12 protein-coding genes are annotated in these 17,415 nt (G+C 67.0%); 5 read left to right on the top strand and 7 right to left on the bottom strand.

Annotated features, from left to right (window positions below):
• Positions 1 to 2 precede the first annotated feature (2 nt).
• Complete coding sequence (locus ACXJ16_RS24340; RefSeq protein ID WP_463922403.1) at positions 3 to 2,456, bottom strand: TonB-dependent receptor; 2,454 nt, start codon at positions 2,454 to 2,456, stop codon at positions 3 to 5.
• A 172-nt stretch (positions 2,457 to 2,628) separates the two neighbouring features.
• Between ACXJ16_RS24340 and ACXJ16_RS24335 the strand changes: the two genes are divergently transcribed.
• The 3 genes from ACXJ16_RS24335 (at position 2,629) to ACXJ16_RS24325 (ending at position 6,326) form a co-directional block, all read left to right on the top strand.
• Positions 2,629 to 3,885, top strand: a complete 1,257-nt coding sequence (locus tag ACXJ16_RS24335) for an MFS transporter (RefSeq protein WP_132469597.1) — start codon at positions 2,629 to 2,631, stop codon at positions 3,883 to 3,885.
• Positions 3,882 to 4,898, top strand: coding sequence for a LacI family DNA-binding transcriptional regulator (locus tag ACXJ16_RS24330; RefSeq protein WP_185999206.1), 1,017 nt, complete (start codon positions 3,882 to 3,884; stop codon positions 4,896 to 4,898). The genes ACXJ16_RS24335 and ACXJ16_RS24330 overlap by 4 nt, the downstream gene beginning before the upstream one ends.
• A gap of 102 nt (positions 4,899 to 5,000) precedes the next feature.
• The gene (locus tag ACXJ16_RS24325; protein WP_185999205.1) at positions 5,001 to 6,326 is read left to right on the top strand and encodes a metal-dependent hydrolase family protein; all 1,326 of its coding nucleotides are present in this window, start codon (positions 5,001 to 5,003) and stop codon (positions 6,324 to 6,326) included.
• On the opposite strand, the gene ACXJ16_RS24320 is transcribed toward ACXJ16_RS24325, so the two are convergent.
• Positions 6,298 to 7,635, bottom strand: coding sequence for a sugar MFS transporter (locus ACXJ16_RS24320; RefSeq protein WP_185999204.1), 1,338 nt, complete (start codon positions 7,633 to 7,635; stop codon positions 6,298 to 6,300). The genes ACXJ16_RS24325 and ACXJ16_RS24320 overlap by 29 nt on opposite strands.
• Positions 7,636 to 8,030: 395 nt before the next feature.
• On the opposite strand from ACXJ16_RS24320, the gene ACXJ16_RS24315 reads away from it, so the two are divergent.
• The gene (locus ACXJ16_RS24315) at positions 8,031 to 9,023 is read left to right on the top strand and encodes a LacI family DNA-binding transcriptional regulator (RefSeq protein WP_463922402.1); all 993 of its coding nucleotides are present in this window, start codon (positions 8,031 to 8,033) and stop codon (positions 9,021 to 9,023) included.
• A gap of 4 nt (positions 9,024 to 9,027) precedes the next feature.
• On the opposite strand, the gene ACXJ16_RS24310 is transcribed toward ACXJ16_RS24315, so the two are convergent.
• Both ACXJ16_RS24310 and ACXJ16_RS24305 read right to left on the bottom strand, forming a co-directional pair.
• The gene (locus tag ACXJ16_RS24310; RefSeq protein WP_054436395.1) at positions 9,028 to 10,344 is read right to left on the bottom strand and encodes an NAD(P)/FAD-dependent oxidoreductase; all 1,317 of its coding nucleotides are present in this window, start codon (positions 10,342 to 10,344) and stop codon (positions 9,028 to 9,030) included.
• A gap of 84 nt (positions 10,345 to 10,428) precedes the next feature.
• Entirely contained in the window at positions 10,429 to 11,139 is a 711-nt protein-coding gene (locus tag ACXJ16_RS24305; RefSeq protein WP_463922401.1) for a glutathione S-transferase family protein, read from the bottom strand.
• Between the two features lie 231 nt (positions 11,140 to 11,370).
• Between ACXJ16_RS24305 and ACXJ16_RS24300 the strand changes: the two genes are divergently transcribed.
• Positions 11,371 to 12,150, top strand: coding sequence for an IclR family transcriptional regulator (locus ACXJ16_RS24300; RefSeq protein WP_463922400.1), 780 nt, complete (start codon positions 11,371 to 11,373; stop codon positions 12,148 to 12,150).
• Positions 12,151 to 12,176: 26 nt separating this feature from the next.
• Here ACXJ16_RS24300 and ACXJ16_RS24295 read toward each other — a convergent pair whose 3' ends face one another.
• The 3 genes from ACXJ16_RS24295 to bglB form a co-directional block, all read right to left on the bottom strand.
• Positions 12,177 to 13,730, bottom strand: coding sequence for an MFS transporter (locus tag ACXJ16_RS24295; RefSeq protein ID WP_132469594.1), 1,554 nt, complete (start codon positions 13,728 to 13,730; stop codon positions 12,177 to 12,179).
• A 69-nt stretch (positions 13,731 to 13,799) separates the two neighbouring features.
• On the bottom strand, positions 13,800 to 16,268 hold the full coding sequence (locus ACXJ16_RS24290; protein WP_243692714.1) for a glycosyl hydrolase 115 family protein: 2,469 nt from the start codon (positions 16,266 to 16,268) through the stop codon (positions 13,800 to 13,802).
• A gap of 2 nt (positions 16,269 to 16,270) precedes the next feature.
• Positions 16,271 to 17,386, bottom strand: a complete 1,116-nt coding sequence (gene bglB / locus ACXJ16_RS24285; protein ID WP_054436126.1) for a beta-galactosidase BglB — start codon at positions 17,384 to 17,386, stop codon at positions 16,271 to 16,273.
• Positions 17,387 to 17,415: the final 29 nt, after the last annotated feature.

Below are 17,415 nucleotides of genomic sequence, written 5' to 3'. Positions count from 1 at the left end.
GATCAGAAGCTCGCGCGGGCGCGGACGCCCCAGGTACGCGGCGGCTGGAGGTTCGAGAGGAACACCGGATCGTAGCGCGGCGCGCCGAAGGCGCCGGCACCGGTGCGGATGTGTCCGTTCTCGATGTTCTGGACGAAGGCTTCGACCGAGTACTTGCCGTCAGCCGGCTCGAAACGGATCGAGGCGTCCGAGCGGAAGTAGGCCTTCTGCTTGTCCCACGAGGTGCCGTTGGTGCCGCGGTCGGGCATGTTGTCCGCCGGATCGTTGGCATTCACGAAGGGATTGGCATCGCCGTTGAAGTAGCTCAGCCAGCTCTTGGTCTCGTAGTGCGTGGTGAAGCGCGGGGTGATCCGCGCGCCGCTCGCCAGTTCGAAGTCGTGCTCGTAGCTCAGCGTCGCCGAGAAGCGCGGCGCGTGGGCCAGTTCGTTGCCCTTGAGCTGCACGATCGAGGAGGCCTTGCCGCCGTCGTAGAGACGACCGTCGACGCTTTCCAGATCGTCCAGCTTGGTCTTCTGCAGCGTGGCCGAGAAGTTCAGGCGGTCCGCGGCGGTGAAGGCCGCATTCATTTCCGCTTCCAGGCCGTAAGCCTTCGCGCCCTTGGCGTTCTGGGTCACGATCTGGCTGCGCACGACATTGCCTTCATCGTCGCGGAAGGTGACGGCCTGGTTGACCTGGTATCCCTTGAAGTCGGAATAGTAGGCGGCCAGGTTCAGCGTCACGGCCCGGTCGAGCAGGCGGGTCTTGAGGCCGACTTCGTAGTTGGTCAGGGTTTCCGGATCGGTCAGCCCGGCATTGTCCTGGATGTTGCCCGACTTGAAGCCGGTGGAGATGCTGGCATAGCCCAGGGTGTCGGCCGCGATGTCGGCATCGACGCGGGCGAGGTAGGTCAGCTTGTCCCACTTGCCCTTCACGTCGTTGTTCGAGATCGAGAAGCCGGGCAGCAGGTCCACCAGCTGCGCGGCGGTGGCGCCGGGATAGGCGCCGAAGATGCCGCCGGTGCAGGTGCCGCCGGGGGCCTTGTCGGCATCGGTGCAGCCTTCGCCAGAGAAGGTCACGTTACGGCCGCCGATGTCCTGCTTCTTGTCGGAGGTGTAGCGCAGGCCGCCGGTGAAGCGCAGCCAGTCAGACGCATGCCACACGGCCTGGCCGAACACGGCGCGGCTATCGATCTGGCGATTGGCCTGGATGAAGCTGCCCGCCCAGCTGAAGGTGCCGTCGCGGTAGCCGTTGCGCTGGTCGATATCGAAGCGGATCTTGTTCTTCTCGTGGCTGTAATAGGCGCCGAGGATCCAGTCGATGTCGTTCTCGCCGGTGGACTTGAGCTGGAGTTCGTGGCTCTGGAAGTCATAGCGCGAGGAGAGCGTGGCGTTCTCGTTGAAGGCGCCGAGCGGCAGGTCGTTGCCGTCCGCGTCCACCTGGCCGGTCGGGGGCAGGGCGCCCGCGTCGGCGTCGGTGCGGGTGCTGCCGCCGATGCGCGACCAGCCACCGATGTAGCTGAGCTGGATGCCGTCCGTGATGTCGTAGTTCATCGTGCTGCGCACGGCGACCGAGTAACGATCGGTTTCAGGCGCGGTATCGCTGAGCGTGGACCAGCGCTTGGTGCCCGCGCGCGGGGTCTGGAGCAGGCCGATGACCGGCGCGCCGTTGTCGAGGAAACCTTCGGCCGAAAGGTTCCAGCTGAAGCGGTCGCTCGGCTGCCAGAGCATCGAGACGCGGCCCGACTGCTGGTCCGCCGCGTAGTACTTCTTGCCCGAAGTGACGAAGGCGGACTTGTTGATGCCGACGATGTCGGGCGCGGCCTGGTAATCGGCATAGCCGTCATGACGGTCGCTGACGAAGGCGACGCGGAAGGCCAGCGTATCGGTGACGGGGATGTTGATCGCGCCGCGCATGCCGAAGCGGTCGTAATTGCCCGCGGTCAGTTCGAGGTTGCCGCTGAATTCGCCGAGCTTGGGCTTGGCCGAGATCAGGCTGAGCGCGCCGACGGTGGCGTTGCGGCCGAACAGCGTGCCCTGCGGGCCGCGCAGCACTTCGACGCGTTCCATGTCGTACATCAGCACCGATGCGCCCTGCGAGCGCGGCGAGTATACGCCGTCGATGTAGATGGCGACTTCGGGGTCGGCCACTTCGGTATAGGCGCTGTCGTTGCCGATGCCGCGCAAGGTCAGCAGCACGGCCGACTGGTCGCCCTGTTGGTTGAACTGCAACGAGGGGACGAAACGGGCAAGGTCGGTCACGTCCTTGACGCCGTTCTTGGTCAGCGTTTCCTGGCTGAAGGCCGAGATCGCGATCGGGGTCGATTGCAGGGTGGTTTCGCGGCGGGTCGCGGTAACGATGATATCGTTGTCGGAAACGGTCTGCTGCGCCGATGCCGCGGCATCCTGGGCGTGAGCGGCAGATACGGAAAATAGGCAAGCCGCGAGCGCTGTGCCCGCGACGAGATCGTGCCTCGTCATGTCATCCTCCCGAATGTTTGTTACTTGTGAGGGTGCAATGCCCAAGCCCTGACATCGTTGTCAAGCCTGATTTGACATCGATGTCAGGGCTTGGGTCAGGATAAGGCCGGCGCTGTGTCTTCGGGGAAACAGTCCTTTTGCCATCCCGGGCGCAGTGCCATAGATGCCTCACATGTCGCGCACCGCCCCACCCGTTCTGCCGTCCGATGCGCAGGAATCCCTCGTCAGGCGGCTGTTCTGGCTTTCGATCGGCGTGTTCTTCATCGGCGGCTTCCTGAGCGCATCCGTCAGCCTGCTGGTGCCGCAGCTCAAGGCGGTGCTGGGGCTGGACTACAAGGGCGCGCTGCTCGTCCAGCTTGCCTTCCATTCGAGCTATCTCCTGTTCGCCCTACCGGCGGCGCTGGCGGTGGTGCGAATCGGGTACATGCGGGCGATCGCCATCGGCCTGTCGGTCATGACGGCGGGATGCCTGTCGCTGGCGCTGGCGCAGGGGATGCGGCAGTTCCTGCTGGTACTGGGCGCGCTGCTGCTGCTTTCGGCGGGGCAGACGGTCCTGCAGATCGCGTCCAACACCGTGGTCACGGTGATCGGGCCGTCTCGCGGGGCGGCGGTGCGGCTCAACCTGCTGCAGGGCTTCAATTCCCTGGGCACGGTGCTGGGCCCCGTGCTGAGCGCGCCGTTCCTGCTGGCGAACATCACGCCGGGGGATCGGGGCGGCGGAACGGCATCCGTCCCGTTCGTGGCGATCGGCGCGGTGCTGGCGGTGCTGTCGGCCCTCTATGTCGGCCACCGCGCCCTGCTGTCGGCGGCGCCTGCCGGCGCGGGCAGGATGCTCCCGCCGGACTGGTCGCGGCAGATATTCTCCGTCCTGCGCGATCGCCGGCTGCGATGGGGGACGGCGGCGATCTTCGTCTATGTGGGCGCGGAAGTGACGATCGGAACCCTGATGACGAACGTGCTGATGCTGCCCGAACGCCTGGCGCTGGAACCGGTCAGCGCGGGGAGGCTGGTCGGCCTCTACTGGGCCGGCGCCATGGTCGGGCGCTTCGCGGGCGCGTGGATGCTGACGCGCATGGCCGAGGCGCGCCTGCTGCTTTACGCCGCGCTGGCGGCGATCGCGCTGACGGTGGCTGCCACCGTGCTGCCCGGAGCGGCAGGCGCCGCCGCGCTGATCGCGGTGGGGCTCTGCAACGCGATCATGTATCCCACCATCTATGCCCTGGCGATGCCGCAGGACAGCCGGCAGGCGCCGCTCGCCTCGATGTGGCTGTGCATGGCCGTGGTCGGCGGAGCGGTGGTTCCGATCCTGACCGGGGCCGCCGCCGATGCCGCGGGCCTGCTTCCGGCCTTGCTGCTTCCGGCGCTGTGCTATGCGGGGATCGCGGGGTTCGCGGGCATGTGCCGGCGGCCGAGGGAGGTGGCGGCATGAGTATCGTGACGATCAAGGATGTCGCCGCAAGGGCAGGCGTCTCGCCGAAAACCGTTTCGCGCGTCATCAATGGCGAAGCGCATGTCCGCCCGGAACTGCGCGATCTGGTGCAGCGGATCGTGGCGGAGCTGGACTACCGGCCCAATGCCTTCGCCCGCAGCCTTTCAAGCTCGCGCTCCTATCTGCTGGGTCTGTTCATCGACGATCCGGTGTCCGGCTATGCCGCCGATGTCCAGCACGGCGCCCTGATGGGCTGCCGCGCGCGCAGCTATCACCTGGTGGTGGAGCCGGTCGACCTTGCCGCGCCGGACTGGGCGCTTGAAGTGCGCGCCAGCATTGCGGCGCTGCGGCTGGACGGGGCGATAGTCGCCCCGCCGATTTGCGACGATGCGGCGCTGATGGCGATCTTCGCGGAGGCGGGGCTGCCCACCGTACTGGTCGCCCCCAGCAAGGCCCCCGCCGGTTCCGGCACGGTGCGCATGGACGATCGCGGCGCGGCGCGGGAAGTGACCGAATACCTGCTGGGCCTCGGCCATCGCCGCATCGGCTTCGTGCAGGGGCCGCTCAGCCACAGCGCATCGGCCCGCCGTGAGGAAGGCTTCCGCGCGGCCATGGCGGCCGCCGGCGTCGATATCGACGAGGCCAGCGTGGTGCGGGGAGATTTCACCTCGCGGTCCGGGTTGGCGCTGGGCGAACGGCTGCTGGCGCTGAAGGACCGGCCGACGGCGATCTTCGCCTCCAACGACGACATGGCGCTGGGCGTGCTCATCACCGCCATGAAGCACGGCATCGCCGTTCCCGAAACGCTGTCCCTGTGCGGGTTCGACGATGCGCCCTCGTCGCGCGCGGCATGGCCGCAATTGACCACGGTGCGCCAGCCCAAGGCGGAAATGGCGGCGGCGGCGGTGGATATCCTCGTCGATCCGCAATTCCGCCGCACCGCCGGGGGAGAAGGTTCGCACCTGATGCTGCCGCACGAACTGATCGTCCGGGGCAGCACCGGACCGGCCTGAGAGCAGCGCGGCGGCGCGAAAGCCATTGACGGTCCGCCCGCGCCGCGCAACGTTGATTTATCGGCAGATCTGGCTTCGATTCAGGGGGATATGATGGGGGCAATGGGTTCGGTGAAACGTGCGGCGGCGATCGCATGCAGTGTGCTGGCGCTTGCCGCCGGCGCGTGTGGCAGCGCGGGCGCGAAGGATATCGTCATCCATGCCGGCCGCTTCATCGACGGCACCGGCGCGGCCGCGCGCCAGAACGTGTCGATCCTGATTACCGATGAGCGCATCACCGCGATCCAGCCCGGCTTCGTCACGCCGCAAGGCGCCGAAGTGGTGGACCTTTCCGGCAAGACGGTCCTGCCCGGCCTCATCGATACGCATGATCACATCACGGCGGGGTGGCATTCCGGCGATCCGATCCGCAACAGCGTGACCCGCAGCGCTTTCGAGGATGCGATCGAGGCCACGGTCTTTACCCGCGACACCCTGCTGGCCGGGTTCACCTCGGTGCGCGATTGCGGGGCCGATACCCAGGTGGTCGTCGCGCTCAGGAAGTCGATCGAGGGCGGCGTGGTTCCCGGTCCGCGCATGTGGGTTGCGGGCACTCCGCTCGGCCCGACCGGCGGCCACGGCGATGCGGTGAACGGCCTGCGGGTGGAATTCGCCGATATTCCCCATGTCAGCGACAATGTGGTCGATAGCCCCGAATCCGCCCGGCTGGCGGTGCGGCGCCTGAAGCGCGAAGGCGTGGACCTTATCAAGATCATGCCGTCTGGCGGGGTCATGTCCATCGGCGACGATCCCCGGCACCAGCTGATGACGGACGAGGAGATCAAGGCGGTGATCGACACCGCCCACGCGCTGGGGATGAAGGTGGCTGCCCACGCCCATGGCAAGGAGGCGATCGACCATACCATCGAGCTGGGCGTGGATTCGATCGAGCATGGCTCCTACGCCGATGCGGCAAGCTACAAGCTGTTCAAGCAGCACGGGACCTATCTCGTGCCGACGATGCTGGTCGGCGAGCGGGTCTACCAGCGCGCGAAGGAGCATCCCGAGCAGCTCAACCCCTCCACCGCGGAAAAAGCGCTCGCCATTGCGCCGCTGCTGCGCCGCAACCTGCACGATGCCTATGCCGCGGGCGTGAAGATCGCCTTCGGCACGGATACCTTCGGCCTTTCCCGGCACGGCGAGAATGCGCAGGAATTCGCGCTGCTGGTAAACGCGGGGATGACCCCGATGGACGCGATCAAGACGGCGACCGGGAATGCCGCCGACCTTCTGGGCAGCACCGATGTCGGCACGCTGCAGGTTGGCCGCTATGCCGACGTCATCGCCGTGGACGGCGATCCGCTGGCCGACGTCAAGGTGCTGGAAAACGTCGGCTTCGTGATGAAGGGCGGCGCGATCGTCAAATCGGCGGGAAAGCCCCTGATCTGAGGGCTTCCGTTTCGGGAACCGGGGCAGGTCGCCGGGCGGACACGCCGAACCCGGCGATCACCGCGTAGCACAGCGCGGGGAGAACCAGCGCCATGCCCAGGTTGCCGCCGGTCAGGTCTGCCAGCGCCCCGGTGGCGAGCGGCACCAGCGCGCCGCCGCAGATCGCCACGTTGATGATGCCCGAACCGTCCGCCGCGCGGGCGCCCAGCTTCTCGCAGGCGAGGCTGAAGATCGTGGGGAACATGATCGAGTTCATCAGGCCCACGGCCAGCAGCGCATAGCCCGAGACGGTGCCGGTGCTCGCCACCGAAAGCGCGAGCAGGGCGATGGCCGTGAAGGCATTGACGGCAAGCACCCGTCCGGGATCGAGGACGCGCAGGACGGCAGAGCCGATGAAGCGCCCCAGCATCGCACCGCCCCAGTAAAGCCCGATCAGCTTGCCGGCGGACTGTTCCGGCAGGGCCATGACGTGGTCCTGCATGAGGTAGCTGACGATCAGCGACCCGATGGAGACTTCGGCGCCGACGTAAAGGAAGATGCACAGTGTGCCGAAGCGGAAACGCGGGCGCTTCAGCAGGTCGAACCCGGCGAATCCTGCATGGTCGCCGTGCTGCTGCGGCGGCAGGCGGTTGCGGAAGGCCCAGACGGCGGCGATGACGAGCGCGAGCGCGCCGGCAATGGCAAGATAGCCGTGGACGATCGCCTGGCTTTCGGCGCGGCGATAGGCATCGAGCGCGGCGCCGGAAAGGTCGTGCGCCGAAACGGCGGCAAGGCTGCCCAGGATCAGCACGGCGCCGGCGATCGGGAAGATGGTGGTGCCCAGCGAATTGAAGGCCTGCGCGAAGGTCAGGCGCGAACTGGTCGTTTCCGGCTTGCCCAGCAGGCTGATGAGCGGGTTGGCCACCACCTGGACGATCACCACGCCCGCCGCGAGCACGAAGTAGGCGGCGAGGAACAGCCAGTAGGTGGCGGTCTGCGATGCCGGAATGAAGGCCAGGCAGCCCACGATCATGATCGCCAGCCCGGCCGCTGCCCCGCGCATGTAGCCGATCCCGCGTACCAGCATCGCGCCGGGAATGCCGATCACCGCATAGGCCGTGAAGAAGCAGAACTGCACCAGCATCGCTTCGGTGTAGCTGAGCGTGAACAGCTCCTTCAGCTTGGGAATGATGACGTCGTTCAGGCTGGTTATGCCGCCGAAGATGAAGAACAGCGCCATGACGAAATAGCGCAGCTCCGGCGCGTCGACATGACCGCCGGGGGCTTCCTCGCTCGGTTCGGAACTTGTGATCGCTGACGTGAAGGCCATGATTTTTGCTCGACTCGCGCTGCCGGGCGCGTTCCACGCGCCAATTCAGGGATGAAGGGTGGGGACGCGCGGGCGTCCGGGGCGATGGTTCAGCCCGAGCCGGTGTCGGCTGCCGTGGTGAGCACCGCGATATCTCCCATGTCGTTCTTATTGGTTTGTCATCCCGGGTGCGATCGATTCGCCTTTCGGCGAAAGGGCCGCACCCGGGATTCCAGCGCTGTCGGCTTTGGAGGAGATGACAACGTTGTACCGGATGATTAGCGCGCAATGCGCGATCGATCAAGGCAATCCTGCAGGGAGGCATTCACGCCGCGATTATGCGACGATCCCGGAGAACGGCCGGGAATTTCCGTAAAACCATTCTCAACCGCAATCTTGTGTGGCAAGGCCTGCAAATGACCAGCATTCGTGACGTTGCTGCCGCGGCAGGCGTATCCATCAAGACCGTGTCCCGCGTTGTCAACAAAGCGCCGAATGTGAGCGAAGATTTGCGCACGCGGGTGACCGAAGCGATCGACCGGCTCGGTTACAGGCCGAATCAGTCGGCGCGCCGCCTGGCCGGGGGGCGCTCGTTCATGCTGGCCTTCCTCTACAACAACCCTACCCCCGGCTACACTTCCGCAATCCAGGTGGGCGCGGCAAACCGCTGCCGCGAACTGGGCTACCATCTCGTCGTCGAACCGATGCCGCTGTCCGGTGACGAGCGCTTCGAGATCCTCGACCGGCTGGTGGCGGCGCTCCGGCCCGACGGCGTATTCGTGGCCCCGCCGCTGTCGGACGACAGGGCGCTGCTGCAAAGGCTTTCGGAACTCGACTTGTCCTGTGCGCGGCTGGCGGGATCGCTGGTGACGGAAAGCTTCAACATTCCCACGCCGGAGCGGGCGGCGGGGCGGATGATCGCCGATCACCTGATCGAACTGGGGCACCGCCGGATCGGCGTGATCGCGCCGCCGGCGGACCACCGCGCGGCGCTCGCCCGTGTCGAGGGTTTCCGGGACGGGCTGGAAGCAGCGGGCATCCCGGCCGGGGACGTCCGGTTCGTGCCGGGCAGCTTCGATTTCGATTCCGGCCTTCGCGCCGGGGAACAATTGCTCGCCGGCGAAGCGCCGCCCACCGCGATCTTCGCCACGAACGACGCCATGGCGCTGGGCGTGCTCACATATGCGCATCGCACCGGGCTGAGCGTGCCGGATGACGTGTCGATCGTGGGCTTCGACGATACGTCCGCCAGCGCCACCACCTGGCCGCCGCTCACCACGGTCCGTCAGCCGCTGGAGGAGATGGGGCGCGCCGTCGTGGATGCGCTGGTGGGCGCGCCGGACGAAGCGCCCGTGTTCCGGTTCGAACTGGTCCGGCGCGAAAGCAGCGGGCCGGCCCCCACAGGCTGACGATCTAGTGTAGCTTCAGGCGGGGGCGGACGATGCGGTTGACGTGGCTGACCGCGATCAGCGCCGAACCCTTGATCCAGCCATGGATCGCCAGCAGGTGCATCCGGTACAGCGATAGGTAGATGAACCGGGCGAGCCGCCCTTCCACCGCCATGCGGCCGCCCACCAGATTGCCCATGAGCGTGCCCACGGTCGAGAACCGGCTCAGCGACACCAGCGAACCATGGTCCTTGTAGACGAAATCGACGAGCGGCTTGCCTTCCATCGCGCGTTTGAGGTTCGCGAAGGCGGCGTCCGCCATCTGGTGCGCCGCCTGCGCGCGCGGCGGGATCGGCCGGTCGCGGCCCGGCAGGATGCAGGAAGCGCAGTCGCCGATGGCGAAAATCCTGTCGTCAGTGGCGCTTTGCAGGGTGGGGCGGACCACGATCTGTCCCGATCTGGCAAGTTCCAGCCCGCCAAGGCCCTCGGCGATGGGCTGGGCCTTCACGCCCGCCGCCCAGACCTGAAGGTCGGCGTCAATCCGCTCTCCCGAGCGCGTGACCATTCCTTCGGCGGTGGATTCGACGATGGGCGTATCGACAAGGACGCGCACCCCCAGCGTTTCCAGTTCCTGATGCGCGGCTCCGGCCAGTCGGTCCGGCAATTGCGGCAGGATGCGGGGACCGGCTTCGACGAGAGTCACGTCAAGGCGGCCCCGGTCGAACACTTCCAGCCCGTAATATCCCAGTGCATCGGCGGCGTTGAACAGTTCAGCGGCCAGTTCCACCCCGGTTGCTCCGCCGCCGACGATCGCCACCTTGACCCGCGCATCGCTGGCCGGATCGGCGGTCATCGCGCGCGAGACGCGCAGGCACTGGTCCAGAAGCTTGTCGCGGAAACGGTCGGCCTGCGCGCGGCTGTCGAGGAATGTGCAGTTCTCGGCAACACCGGGCGTGCCGAAGTCGTTGGTGACGGAGCCGAAGGCCAGCACCAGGTAATCGTAGCGGATCGAATGCGGGGCAAGCACTTCGCGCCCTTTTTCGTCCTGCACCGCGGCAAGGTGGACGCGGCGGTTCGTGCGGTCGATCCCCGAGAGCGTGCCGTAGAAATAGCGATAGCCCCAGCGGTGGCAGTGGCTGCGATAGCCCACCTCGTCGAGATTGGCGTCAAGCGAGCCGGTCGCCACCTCATGGAGCAGCGGTTTCCAGATATGCGTCCGGTTGCGGTCCACCAGGATGATGTCGTGGCGCTTGCGGCCGTAACGGGCGCCGAGCTTGGCGGCGAGTTCCAGTCCGGCGGCACCGCCGCCGACGATCACGATCTGGGTCTTGCTCGGGAGCAGGGGGCATTCCTTCCGCGCAGGTGTTGCCCCGCTCCTATGGCACAGCGGCGCACGCCCTAGAAGTCCTTCCGCAGGCCCGCGAACTCAGGCGTAGCGATAGGGGCCGCCCGCCGCCAGCGCGGCCTGATAGGCGGGGCGCGCATGGATCTTCTCCAGCCAGGCCGTCGTTGCCGGGCGCGAGGCGTCCAGTCCGGCCCGGTCGCGCGCGGCCTCAAGCGGGAAGCTCATCATCACGTCGGCGGCGGTGAAGGCATCGCCTGCGAACCAGGGGCGGGAGGCGAGTTCGCTTTCCACGAAATCGAGGTGGACGTCGATCATCGGCTGGACCTTCTTCTGCGCGAAGCCGCCGACCACCGGGATCATGCCGAGCACCAGCTTGATGAGCAGCGGCGGCATGAGCGAGCCTTCGGCATAGTGCAGGTAATAGCGATAGCGCAGCGCGGCCTCCCGTGCCTCCGGCGCACTTGCGCCTTGTGCCTCCGGCACAGCCCCGATTTGTGCCTCCGGCACAGCCCCGATTTGCGCCTCCGGCACACCCAGCCTCCCGTCCGCCTTCCCGACGAGGTATTCGATGATCGCGCCGGTTTCGGCGACGGTGAGAGGCCCGCCCCCGGCATCCTCGTCGACGATGACCGGCGATTTGCCGAGCGGGTGCACCGCGCGCAGTTCCGGCGGGGCGAGCATCGTCGCCTTGTCGCGCGCGTAATGCACCACGCGGTAGGGCAGGCCGAGTTCCTCCAGCAGCCAGAGGATGCGCTGCGAGCGTGAATTCTCCAGATGGTGGACTGCGATCATCGGTCTTTCCTCCAGCGGGCGCCGGGTCATGAGGCGCCGCGATCATAACGCGGGCGGGGCAACAAGGTGCCGCGCCGCCCGGCGGCCGGCATTTACCGCCATGGCGGGCCAACCTGCCGGGCGCCCCATTGACGGTTGCGCCGGACGGTATAGAGCTTGGTGGAACAATTGGAGTAACGTCCCGCAAAGTGGGCATCCCAGGGGATGAGTCTCTCCGGAAAGACGGGAACTATGACACCTCGCGACGATAAACCCGAAGTCGAGGTCAAGGGCACGCAGACGCTGATGCGCGCGCTCGACATCATGGACGAAGTGATCGGCGGACCGATCCGCGCCGCCGACCTCGCCCGCAAGCTGGGCATGAGCAAGACCACCGCACACCGGCTGGTTCAGGCGCTGAAATCGCGCGGCTATCTCTCCGTCACGAACGACGGGTTCGGCCTTGGCCCCAAGCTGCTCGAACTGGGCGTGATGGCCACCGAGCAGATCGACTATGTGCGCGTGGCCCGCCCGTTCATGGAAAAACTTTCGGAAGAGACCGGCTTCTGCGTCTTCGTGGGCAAGCGCGAGGGAGACTGGTCCCGGCACCTTGACCGTGTGACCGGCCGCCAGCGCCTGCGCGTGGCCACCGCGCCGGGCGATCGCCGCCCCATCGCCGAAACCGGCCTGGGCAAGGCGTTGCTGCTGGATGAGGATGAAAAGGTCTGGGAAGACCTCTACCGCGACGCCAATGGCGGCAAGGTCCCGGCGAAGGCGGTGAAGGAATACGTCGCCCTGATGCGCGAGCACAAGGCGCGCGGCTATGTGCTCCATGACAGCGAACTGGGTGACGGCGTGCGCTCGATCGCGGTGCCGATCCGCGACGCGCGGCGCCAGATCTGCATCGCCATCTCGATCGCCAGCGCGGCCCACTACCTCACGGACGACATCGTCGACGATCTCGTCGCCGCCATCGTCGCCACTGCGGGACAGATCGGCGCAGCGGTGGGCTATCGCGCGCCGCGCGGATAGGGCGCTGGCCCCAGGTCGTAAGCTTTTCAAGCACCGGCGGGTTTGCCGACTTCGCTGCCGCATTCATCGTGCCGGACCAGCGAATTGCGGCCCCAGAGCTGGTCGTAGCGCCAGCCCGACAGGTCCTCCACCACGGCCTGCGCCTCGGGGCTGGTCGGCGTGCGGGCGCCCGAGCGCAAGTGTTCGATCTCGTGCATCAGCACGGCGTGAGTCGCGGGCGAAAGCCGGAAGCGCAGCGAGACGATCACCCCGAAGACCAGCATTCCCACGGTCCCCAGCCCGAGCAGCACCGCGATGGTGCGGATCGCGCCGTCGGACTGCTGCGCCGCGCCGGAGACGAAGCCGCCGGCCTGCATCACGAAGCCCACGCCCGCCACCGCGGCCGCCTGCGTGGCCTTGCGCACGAAGGTCATGACGCCCGCGAAGCTGCCTTCGCGGCGGGTGCCGGTGACGATCTCGTCCACGTCGGCCATGTAGTTGTAGGTTGCCCAGGGGATGTAGTTGAGCGCGCCGCGCCCCAGCCCTGCCAGTCCGATCGACAGCCAGATCGTATGGCTCGTTGCCGTGATGCCCATGGCCCACAGCCCGATCAGGGTGAGCGCGCCCGCGCCGAAGCTGGCGGCGGCGATCTGGTAGGCCCGGCTGGGAGAGGCGCGCAGGGCCATGTTGATGGCGATGATGACGGCGACGAACTGCACGATGTACATGGTGCCGAGCAGGCCGGAGGCGATCGCGGTGGTGCCTGCCAGCGCGAAGATCACGAAGAAGGTGAAGGCGGCGTTGAACACGTCCTGGCTGATGTAGCCACCCAGGTACATGCCCAGATGCAGGCGGAAGGCGCGGATGCGCATGGTGGAGAACAGGTTGCGGTAAAGCGCCTTCAGCGCGTCCAGCGGGCTGGCCGAATGGCGCTGTTCGGCGGGGAGGGGGACGCCGCCCGGCATGTGACGTTCCCAGCTGAACAGATAGAGCATCGCCGCCGTCACCATGAACAGTGCGGCGAAGATCAGGCCCATGTAGAAGAACGTGTCCGCACTGTCCCGGCCCAGCGCCTCGATCAGCCAGAGCGGCAGGAAACCGGCGAGGATCGCCGCGGCCTGACCGAACAGGATGCGCCAGCCCGCGAACTTCGCCTTGGTGCGGTAGTCGCTCGACATCTCCGCGGCGAGGGTCTCGAACGGGATGATCTCCATCGCGTAGACCAGTTCGAACAGCACGTAGCTGACGAGGTAGTACCAGAAGCTCTGGCCCGGCAGCCACATCAGGCCGAAACTGGGCAGAAGCGGGATCGCGGCGAGGATGAAGAAACGCCGCCGCCCGAAACGGCGGCCCAGCGCGGTCGTGCCGAAGTGGTCGGAGATATAGCCGATCATCGGCGATGCAAAGGCATCGAGCACGCGCGCCACGGCGAAGATGGTGGCAGCCTGCCCCGCCGAAAGCCCGCAGAATTGCGTGTAGAAAATGAGCACCCAGCCCGAGATGACCGCCATCGACCCGGCCCCGAGCACGTCGTTGGAGCCATAGGCGAGGTAGTTTCGGAGGCGCACGGGACGCACGGCCGTATCAGGGCTCTGGGGCACTACAGGATCCTTCACCGTCTTGTTCTTCGCGCGGTTCGCCTTCGTGGGCGGACCGATTGGTTTCGACTATTAAGTCGGAGTAATTGTCTTGTCAGCAGGTATGAAACGAATGGCCTCGATCTTCACGGCGGGATCGCCGGCTTCGAGCGAAACCTCATGGCGACCCGCGCCGAGCGTTGGGGCGAGCGGCATGGCGATGCGGTTGTCGAGCACGGCCATGGCCCAGTCCCGGTCGCCGGTGCGGCGCGGAATTTCGAGGGTCTGCGCCGCGCCGTCGATGCGGACGGTGAGACGCAGCACGTCTCCGTTGTCGGACGGATAGGCGGGCAGCAGGTCGATCACGGCGCGCCAGTTTCCGGCAGGCAGGGTGACGGATGCGCGCGCCGGGGCGGAAGGCGAACCGGCGGCGAGAAGCGCGCCGTTACGCCCGAGGCCGTCAATCAGCCGCCAGCCTTTTGCGCGGGTGAATGCGTCCGGCCGCAAGAGCGGGAGAGGCGCGGCGGGGGAGGGGGCCGGGCGCCCGGCATCATCCCCATCGGGTATCGAGGCCGCGGCGGGCACTACCGGCAGGCTCTGGCGGAAGCTGCGCCATTGGCCGTCGGCGGGCTCGACCGCCATGATCCCGCGCCATTTCCCGCCGGCGACCTCGCGGTTGTAGCGGCGGGTCAGCGCGGTGAGGGTCTCCTGCGCCTCTGCCGCGATCCGCGCGCGGCGCCAGCTTTCGGCCGGGTCGGCATCGCGCAGGGCATCGTGGGCCTCGGCAGCGAAGAAGCGGCGATTGGCGGCGGCCGAGGCGGAGAGCGGATAGTCCAGCAGTTCGAAGAAAGCGTCCGCGCGGGCCGGGGGAATCAGCGGGCGAAGCGCGGCCACTCGCCGCTCCATCGCCGCGAACCCGGCAAGGCGCTCGTCCGCCTCGGCAATGGTCAGCGGGCTGGCATGGGGCTTTTCTCCCGGCAGGTACCATTGCAGATGTTCGGGGCGGCGCGCGAAGTTGAGCCGGTAATAATCGCCCAGCAGCGCCGCCGCCTGCTTGCCGGTGCCATTGCCAAGCGCATCTTGGGCCCATTGTCCCACCCATGTCTCGATCGGCTGGGCGCGTGTCCCTTCGATGTCCCAGGCAAGGCTCAGGAAATAGTCGATCTGGAGTTCGGCGGGCTTGATGTCTCCCGCGTTGGCGATCCACATCCGGCGCGCGCCCATGTCCCAGGCACGTCCCATCTCCTCGCGGATCAGCGCGGGCGGCGTCGTCGACAGCCAGAGGTAGGAGAGCGGCGCGCCAAGGTAGGAGAGGTGGTAGTAGATGCCGTTGCCGCCCGCGCGCGCCCGTTCGGGGGCATCGGGGAAATGGCGGATGTAGCCGAAGTTGTCGTCCGTCCACATCAGGGTCACGTCGTCCGGCACTTTCAGCCCGGCGCGGTAGATGCCCAGAACTTCCTTGTAGGGCGTGAAGACCTGCGGCGCGCCGGCGAGGCCGGCCCGGCCCAGCATGTCCCGCTGGTCGGCGAAGACCTGTTCGAGGGTGCGGCGGCGCTCCTCGTCGGTGTTCGGGCCGATCATGCCGCTGTCGTGAATGCCGCGCAGGCCCAGCGTCCAGATCGTTTCGTAGGCGGCATGGCCGCGCACCCGCTCGCGCCAGTATTCGCCGATGGCGGCGCGATGGGTCAGGTAGTTGAAATCCTCCGCCCTGCCGGTCCATTCGCTCACGTTGTTGCGAAGCATGGGCTCGGCGTGGCTGGTGCCCATGACCACGCCGTAGCGTTCGGCCAGCGCGGCATTGGCGGGATCGGCGTTGAAGGCGCGGCTGGCCTTGTGCATCGCGGGCCAGAGCGTGTTGGCCCTGAGCCGCAGCAGCAGGTCGAAGACTTTCTCGTAAGTCCCGGGGCCCGGCGCGGGCTCGCCGGGGAAGGCACCCTGAGCCCAGGGCACGAGGCCCCAGTCCTCGTCATTGATGAAGATGCCGCGATACTGCACCGAAGGCGGGCCGAAACGGCGGGTTCCGGCGGCAACGAAAAGGCCATCGTGATGTTCGGGCGGCACGTCCGCCCACCAGTGCCACGGCGATACGCCGATGGCGCGGGACAGTTCGTAAGCGCCATAGGCGGTGCCGCGCCGGTCGCTGCCCACGATCACCAGCGCCTGCCGGATGCCGGGCGCGGGATCGGACAGGGGCACGATCAGGAAGCTTTCCCAGGCGCCCTTCAGCTTCGCCGCGTCGATCCTGCCGCTGGAAACCAGCCGGTCGATGGCAGGATTGCGGCCCAGCGTGCCGATCCAGACTTGCGCGCCGGACGCGGCCATATCCGCCTTGCTCGCGGGCTGGCCGGTCACTGCCGCAAGGTCCGCGCGCAGCCCTTCGGCGGCGATGCGGACGAGTTCGTGATCCTGCGGCGCGGTGACGATCCGCGCCGTCCGGCCGTTTTGCGCGAGCGCAAAATCGCCTCGGGAATAGGCAAAGCGCACCAGTTCCGGCGTTTCCGCCCTTACCGGCGCGCCGACCAGCATGGTCGCAGCCAGGGCAAGGGCGGAAACGCCGCGCATCGTCAGATGTAGGTCCGCAGGAACTCGGCCAGAGCGCAGATCGCCAGGCTCTGACCGTACGGCATGGAGGTGAGGGCGATGTCCTTGTAGAACTGCAGGCTGTCGCCCATCGCCGTGCCGAAGCTGACCTGCTGAAGCTCGCCGGCATCGTCGATATTGGCCAGCACGCCGCGCACCGCCTTGATGCCCACCGCCTCGTATTCGCGCGGGAGGTAACCCTTGCGGACGGCCTTCAGGATGCCATAGGCGAAGCCCGCCGTGGCGGAGGCTTCGAGGTAACTGGTGGGATCGTCGATCAGCGTGTGCCACAGGCCGGTGTCGCCATCCTGCGTGGCGGCCAGGGTGCGGACCTGCGCGGCCAGCGTGTCGATCAGGAACGAGCGGAAAGCATCGCCCGGTTCGAGATCGAGCAGTTCGATGATCTCGGGAATGGCGATCGTCACCCAGCAGTTGCCGCGCGCCCAGAGCGCCTCGGCAAAGTTGTGGCGTCCGTTGAAGTCCCATCCGTGGAACCACAGGCCGGTCTTGCGATCTGCCAGATACTTGATGTGGACGAGGAACTGGCGCTTGGCTTCCTCGATATAGTGCGGGCGGTCCAGCAGCAGGCCGATCTTGGCCAGCGGCAGCACGCTCATCATCAGCGTGTCGTCCCACAGTTCGCCGGGGTTCTCATCGTTGTAGACGATGTGCTGGAAGCCGCCTTCCTCGGTCTTGGGCAGTCCGTCCGGCGCCATCAGCCATTCGGCCCAGGTATCGAGATAGGGGATGTAGCTGGGATCGCCGTCCAGTTCGTAAAGGTAGGCGAGGGTGATGAAGGGCGCCACCGTGTTGATGTTCTTGGTGGGCGTGCCTTCGGCGAAGCGGTCCTCGAACCACTGGCGGATGATGTTCAGCGCGGTCTCATCGCCGGTCTGCTCGAAATAGCGCCACATGCCGAACAGGCCGACGCCGTGGGTCCATTCCCAACCGGCCCAGCCCTTGGTGTCGATCACGCGGCCATCTTCGAGGCGGAGCAGGAATTCGCCGGTCTCGTCCTTGATATGGACGAGGTTGTGCATCAGCTTGCCGATGGCGTCGGTGATATTCGCGCGCGGAATATCGTGCGTTAGCGCGGCCAATTAAGGTCTCCTGGTCATGGTTCTGGTGG

It is taken from the genome of Novosphingobium sp. TK71, assembly GCF_055361505.1.
The sequence above is the reverse complement of the archived record's forward strand: the minus strand, read 5'-3'. Positions and strand labels throughout refer to the sequence as shown.

Bases quoted from the DNA above. Each gene is read 5' to 3' on its own strand.
- ACXJ16_RS24330 (WP_185999206.1), top strand. From the start codon at position 3,882: ATGAGTATCGTGACGATCAAGGATGTCGCCGCAAGGGCAGGCGTCTCG.
- ACXJ16_RS24320 (WP_185999204.1), bottom strand. From the start codon at position 7,635: ATGGCCTTCACGTCAGCGATCACAAGTTCCGAACCGAGCGAGGAAGCC.
- ACXJ16_RS24315 (WP_463922402.1), top strand. From the start codon at position 8,031: ATGACCAGCATTCGTGACGTTGCTGCCGCGGCAGGCGTATCCATCAAG.
- ACXJ16_RS24300 (WP_463922400.1), top strand. From the start codon at position 11,371: ATGACACCTCGCGACGATAAACCCGAAGTCGAGGTCAAGGGCACGCAG.
- ACXJ16_RS24335 (WP_132469597.1), top strand. From the start codon at position 2,629: ATGTCGCGCACCGCCCCACCCGTTCTGCCGTCCGATGCGCAGGAATCC.
- ACXJ16_RS24305 (WP_463922401.1), bottom strand. From the start codon at position 11,139: ATGATCGCAGTCCACCATCTGGAGAATTCACGCTCGCAGCGCATCCTC.
- ACXJ16_RS24290 (WP_243692714.1), bottom strand. From the start codon at position 16,268: ATGCGCGGCGTTTCCGCCCTTGCCCTGGCTGCGACCATGCTGGTCGGC.
- ACXJ16_RS24325 (WP_185999205.1), top strand. From the start codon at position 5,001: ATGGGTTCGGTGAAACGTGCGGCGGCGATCGCATGCAGTGTGCTGGCG.
- ACXJ16_RS24340 (WP_463922403.1), bottom strand. From the start codon at position 2,456: ATGACGAGGCACGATCTCGTCGCGGGCACAGCGCTCGCGGCTTGCCTA.